The organism is Roseobacter sp. HKCCA0434 (assembly GCF_032464675.1).
Lineage (GTDB): Bacteria > Pseudomonadota > Alphaproteobacteria > Rhodobacterales > Rhodobacteraceae > Pontivivens.
The window spans coordinates 1-3,280 of the sequence record NZ_JAWDKL010000051.1; the positions used below are offsets into that span (position 1 = coordinate 1).

Annotated in this window: 2 protein-coding genes; one reads left to right on the forward strand and one right to left on the reverse strand. The window is 68.0% G+C overall.

The genetic code is table 11. The features are described 5' to 3' along the window. The coding region (locus tag RX333_RS17130) for a CARDB domain-containing protein (RefSeq protein WP_316016182.1) at positions 1 to 2,655 on the reverse strand (2,655 nt) is incomplete at its 3' end. Between the two features lie 267 nt (positions 2,656 to 2,922). Between RX333_RS17130 and RX333_RS17135 the strand changes: the two genes are divergently transcribed. Beyond that, the coding region (locus RX333_RS17135; RefSeq protein WP_316016183.1) for a hypothetical protein at positions 2,923 to 3,280 on the forward strand (358 nt) is incomplete at its 3' end.

Genomic DNA, 3,280 nt, shown 5'->3' on the forward strand with positions numbered 1-3,280 from the left:
GTCGGTGATCGTGTCCGCCCCGTCCCCGCTGGCGAAGACGAAGGTGTCGTTGCCGGTCCCGCCCGTGAGCGTGTCGTTGCCCGTGCCGCCGTCGAGCGTGTCGATGCCGGTGCCGCCCGACAGGTCGTCGTCGCCGCCCGCACCGTCGAGCGCATTGCTGCCGCCATTGCCCACGATGACGTTGTCGAGATCGTTGCCGGTGCCGTCGATATCGGCGCCGCCCTCCAGCGTCAGATCCTCGACATTGGCCGACAGGGTGTAGTCGACGCTGGCCACGATCCGGTCGGCGGTGCCCTCGTTCGCGAGCTCGACCACCACGTCGCCGGCATCCTCGACATAGTAGGTGTCGTCGCCATTGCCGCCGACCAGCGTGTCGTTGCCGCCGCCGCCGCCGAGCACGTCATTGCCCGAGCCGGTCTGGATGCGGTTGTCCAGGTCGTTGCCGCTGAAATAGCGGTTCATGTAGTTGCCGTTCTGGTCGAGCCCGATCAGGTTCTCGACATTGGCCTCGAGCCCCTGGTTGAAATCCATCCAGGTGATGATGGTGTCGATGCCCTCGTCCGCGTTCTCGACCACGATGTCGTTGAAGAAATCGACCACGTAGATGTCGTCGCCCAGGCCACCGATCATGCTGTCATTGCCGAAGCCGCCGTCGAGGACGTCGTCGCCCTCGCCGCCGTAGATCGTGTCGTTGCCCGCGCCGCCGTCGAGGTCGTCATCGCCGCCCGCGCCGCGCAGGACGTCGTCCTGGGCCGCGCCGGTGAAGGCGTCCGCCTGCTCGGAGCCGAGATAGTCGAAGATGTGCTGGTCGAGGATCGCGTCGAGCGCGGTGCTGTCGGCAGGATCGGCGGAGGCGGAGGCCAGCGCCGGGGTCAGGTCGGCGCGCGGGATGTAGAGCCCGCCGATGTCGACCACGGTGAAATCGCCCGATCCGGTGGGCGTGACGAAGCGCAGGCCGGTCACGATGCCCGCGGTCGGATCGGGATCGACCGGGCCGAAGCCGGTGCCCGCCGTGAAGCCGGTGCCGGTGAGGATCGCCTGGATGTTGGCGGTGGCATTCAGCGAATAGGTGATGGTCGTGTCGGTGACCTCGGTCACCTGCTCGGTGTAGAGGCCGTAGGAGAACAGATCCTCGATATCGGCGCCCGCCGATTGCCGCACGGTCGCCTCGTAGGGCGGGGTGGGCGCGGCGAAGTTGTCGTTGGCATAGGACACGACGACGGTCTCGTCGCCGGCGGTAAAGATGTTGGACACGCCGTCGGTATACTCGGTCAGCTCCGAGTTCGCGTCGACCTGCACGATCAGGCGGTAGTCGCCCTCGGGGATGTCGAAGCGCGTGTCGAGCGTGACGGTGACGGTGTCGCTCTGCCCGGCGCCCAGCGGCGCGACCGGGGCGCTGCCGACCAGGTAGTCGCCCGCGTCGAGCGTGTCGTCGGTGGACAGGTAGATGTTCATCACCGAGGCGCTGCCCGCCATCGCGCCGCCATTGTTGAGCACGTTGACGTCGATGTCGCGCGTCACGCCCGCGGTCAGCGTGGTCAGCGTGTTGAACCCGGCCACGACCAGGTCCGGCAGCCCCTCGTTCACCAGCTGGTCGAAGCTGACGGCGACCTCATCGGCGAAGTCGAACTGGTCGATGCGCTGCGCGATCACCGTGCCTTCGGTGGCCGATCCGCCGATCGCGGTCAGCACCACGTTGCCCTCGGTCTGGATCTGGCCCTGGTCGTCCAGCGTGCGGATGATGCCGCCCGCGGGCACGAAGATCTCGTAATCGGCGCGGTTGCCCGACAGGACCAGGCGGTCGTTGCCGGTGCCGCCCTCGACCGTGGCATTGCCCGCGCCGGGATCGAACACGTCGTCGCCGTCCCGCCCGTAGAGCGCGTCGTCCCCCGCGCCGCCATTGAGGAACGAGGCCGTGTCGGTCGCGATCAGCACGTCGTCGCCCGCGGTGCCGTCGAGGGTGAATTCGTTCAGGGTCTCGTCCCAGCTGGCGGTCAGACCATCCGGCCCGTCCGCGGCGCCGTAGACCTGCTGCAGCGCCGCCACGTCGAACGGCGCGAGCTCGGTCGCGGGGGCGCCCGACTGGTTGTAGCTCATCAGCGTGGTGGAGGTGTCGAAATTCGCGTCATAGGCGTCGTCGTTGGGATGCTCGAGCCCGACCGCGTGGCCCAGCTCGTGCAGCAGGGTCTGGAAATAGGAGGTGCCGGGCGAATAGTCCTCGGTCCCCGTGGTGCCCACCGTCATCGCCAGCACGCCGTTGGAGGAGATCGAGGAGTAGTTGAGCGTCTCGTTGTCGGAAACCACCGGGTAATAGGACAGGCCCTGCAGGGTGGTGCTGTTCGTGTCCGCGTTCATGATGCGGATCGAGGCGTCGGCCAAGTCGTCCACCTCGATGAAGCGGATGCCCGCCACCTTCTCGAACTCGGCCGCGGCGAGGCGGAAATCGGCCTTCTGATCCTCGGAGAACGCGCCGAACCCGGTCAGCTGGTTGCTGGTGATATCGCTCTGATCGGGCCACAGATCCGCGAACTGGGTCTGCGTCAGACCGCCGGGCGCGAAGCTGTAGGTGATGAAGGTGGGCGCCCCGTCGCCGGACATGGCGTTCCACACGAGAGACGGATCGGACAGGAGAGCGGTGAAATCGGTGGAGGGCATGGAAGCGACTCTCTTCTTCGGTGGCGCGAGAACAGGGTTTCGTTAGCGTTATATCCCAGGGACCCTTGCACGAAAGGTTAATCGAAAAGGGCCGCGTCACCTTATGAGCGAGTTGCGGCGATTTCGGGGCAGTTCCAAGGCGGGCAGGGGTCGCGGGGACCGGGATACGGGGGTGGCAATCGGGCGCAGTCTAGCACAGGTTCGCCGGAGGGGGTGTCCCGTATTCGCGGCAGGGCCGCGTGGCGGGACGGTGCGGAGGAGGACGCGATGGCATCACCGCGGATCGCAGGGCGCGAGCGGATCGCGCTGGCGGCCGTCGCCCTTCTGCCGGGCGCGAGCGGGCTCGTCATGCTCGACCCCGATCGCGGGATCATCCTCGGCCTCGCCTCGCTGACCTATCTGGCCGTGCCGCTGTGCCTGCTGGCGCTGCCCGGCGCGGGCGGGGTGGTGCTGCCGCGCGGCAGGCTGGGACGGCTGGCGCTGCTGGTCCTCGTCTACGCACTGATCCTGGCGGTGGGGCGCGCGGTATATCCGGGCTTTTCGCTGACGGCGCTGTCGTGCTGGGTCGGGGCGGCGGTGGCCGGGCTGGCGCTGCACGCGGCGCTGCGGGCCCGTGGCACGGGAC